At 67.4% G+C, this 2250-nt stretch carries 3 protein-coding genes; 2 read left to right on the plus strand and 1 reads right to left on the minus strand.

Translation table 11 applies throughout. From position 1 onward, the window contains the following. On the plus strand, positions 1-428 hold a 428-nt coding region (locus K206_RS40265; protein WP_020206913.1), incomplete at its 5' end, for a tripartite tricarboxylate transporter permease. A 221-nt stretch (positions 429-649) separates the two neighbouring features. Next, positions 650-952: a helix-turn-helix transcriptional regulator gene (locus K206_RS0134965; protein WP_020206914.1), complete on the plus strand. Its 303-nt coding sequence runs from the start codon at positions 650-652 to the stop codon at positions 950-952. Between the two features lie 144 nt (positions 953-1096). On the opposite strand, the gene K206_RS0134970 is transcribed toward K206_RS0134965, so the two are convergent. Then, the gene (locus K206_RS0134970) at positions 1097-1879 is read right to left on the minus strand and encodes a DUF4397 domain-containing protein (RefSeq protein WP_020206915.1); all 783 of its coding nucleotides are present in this window, start codon (positions 1877-1879) and stop codon (positions 1097-1099) included. Positions 1880-2250: the final 371 nt, after the last annotated feature.

Genomic DNA, 2250 nt, shown 5'->3' on the forward strand with positions numbered 1-2250 from the left:
TCGCCTCGATGTGGATCGGCAACCTGATGCTGATCATCCTGAACCTGCCGATGATCGGGATCTGGGTGAAGCTGCTGACCGTGCCTTACCGCTACCTGTACCCGGCCATCCTGGTGTTCTGCGGCATCGGCGTGTACTCGGTCAACAACCAGACCTTCGACGTGTTCATGGCGGCCGGCTTCGGCATCATCGGCTACCTGTTCCTGAAGCTCAAGTGCGAACCGGCGCCGCTGCTGCTCGGTTTCGTGCTCGGACCGATGATGGAAGAAAACTTCCGCCGCTCCCTGCTGCTGTCGCGCGGCGAGTTCACGGTGTTCGTGACGCGCCCGCTGTCGATGGGCCTGCTGATCGCCGCCGCCGCGCTGGTTGCCGTCGTGGCGCTGCCGTCGATCAAGGCCAAGCGCGAAGAAGCGTTCCAGGAAGAATAGTTTTCGAAGCCCCCGTACCGGTGCCGCCATACGCCGGTACGAACAACGCAAGATTCGGGGTGCCTCGCGCACCCCGCTTTTTTTTGCAGGGCGCGTTCCGGCTCCCGCCGGCACGCTCGCAGTGAACCTGCCCGGCTGCGCTTGGCAGTGCCGGGCCTGCGCAAGATGATCCGCTCCATTCAGCTCTATCGCGTCACTGGCTGGCGCGCCGCGGGCGCCGCATGAAGACGCCGGCGCTGGACCGCCTGGTTTCGCGGTTGTACATCCTCAAGCTCGTCCAGGCGAGTCCGTCCACCGTACTGACCCTGGTCGAGCGCCTGCGCGAGCACGGCATCGACAACAATATCCGCTCGCTGCGCCCGATCCTGCGCAGCTTGCTGATCGCGCGCGCGATCACGGCGGAACTGGTCGAGGGCAGCGGCCGCGTCTACTGCATCACGGACAGCGGCAAGGACGAACTGGACAAGTACCTGTCGCACCTGGACGTGCTGCAAGGCGACCTCGAGCCCGCCCCGGAGCGCTAGGCCCCGGGCACCGGCGCGCCGCGCGCGCCGCTGGCAAAAAAAAGCGGGAAGACCCGCCTGCCGGATCTTCCCGCCTGGCACGCCCCGGTGACGGCGATCGCGCCGGCCGGGCTGCCGCGTTCCCTTCTCTTCCCTTTTCCTTCCCTACTGCGAGACCAGTTCCTGCGCGTCGCCGGCGCCGGTGCTCGACTGCGCGACCAGCACCTTGATCCGGTTCGGCACCAGCGCGCCGATGCCGTCGACCGGGATCGTGGTGATCAGCCAGTCGGCGTTGTTGCCCAGTGTGAGCGCGCCGGAATCGAAGATCACGGTCTTGGTGCCGGCGGTGGTGATGCGCAGGCGATAGGTGCCGCCGTCCAGATAGAGCGAGTCCTGGCCCGTGGCGGGGTTGGCCGTCTTGTAGCCGACCGCCGCCATGTTCGGCGAGACCGCGTTGAGGTCGGCCGCCGGCGTGGTGACGTAGACGTCGATGTTCTGCGCGTTGAACGAGGCGTTCAGGGTGCGCACGCGGGCCTTGTCCGACAGCAGGCTCTTGTCGTACGGGTCGTCGATGGTGAGCACCTCGGCGGCGGTGGCGCCGGGCAGCGCGACCACGGTGTACTTGTGGCCGGTGTGGGCGTCCACGGCGGCGCTGCCGAGCTGCGTGCTGGTGTTGGTGACGTTGAACGCGATCAGCTGCGATCCGGTGTCGACGTCGAAGTAGTTCGACACGAATTTGTAGGGCTCGTTGAGGAACGAGGTCTTGGTGCCGTTCTGCAGCACGTCGAGGTTCGGGCCGCCGGTGATGGCGTGGATCACGCGCACCGACGGCTTGCTGATGCCGAGGCGGTCGTCGATGCCATCGTCGCCGCCGCCGCCGCATGCCGACAACACCGCGCTTGCCGCCAGTGCAAGGCCCACTAGCAGGCCGGATTTGGAAAGCTTCATGAATGCCCTCTTCTTGCAGGTGAGTGAGAGAACCCGTGGCGGTCGCGGCCCATTGCCGCAGGCGGATGTTCCCGCGCGCCACGCTGCTTGTTCAGGCGTGTTGCCGCGGCGTTCGCCGCCCGCTGGAGAGGATGCGAAACCGCGCCTGCCGTGATGCAACGATAGCCAGCGCGCGCGGGCCGGCACATTGGCGAGGCTCCGAAACGCTTGTCGGACGATTCCCACAGGACGCGGCCGCCATGTATGGCGGGCGGCGCGAAGGGAGCCGCGGGAGGGGGGGAGGAAGGAGGGGAAGAAGGAGGGGAAGAAGGAGGGGAAGAAGGAGGAGGCGGCGGCGCGCGCCGCGGCCGGCGGCGCACGCCCCCGGGCGC

The organism is Cupriavidus sp. WS (genome assembly GCF_000395345.1).
GTDB classification, from domain to species: Bacteria; Pseudomonadota; Gammaproteobacteria; order Burkholderiales; family Burkholderiaceae; genus Cupriavidus; species Cupriavidus basilensis_B.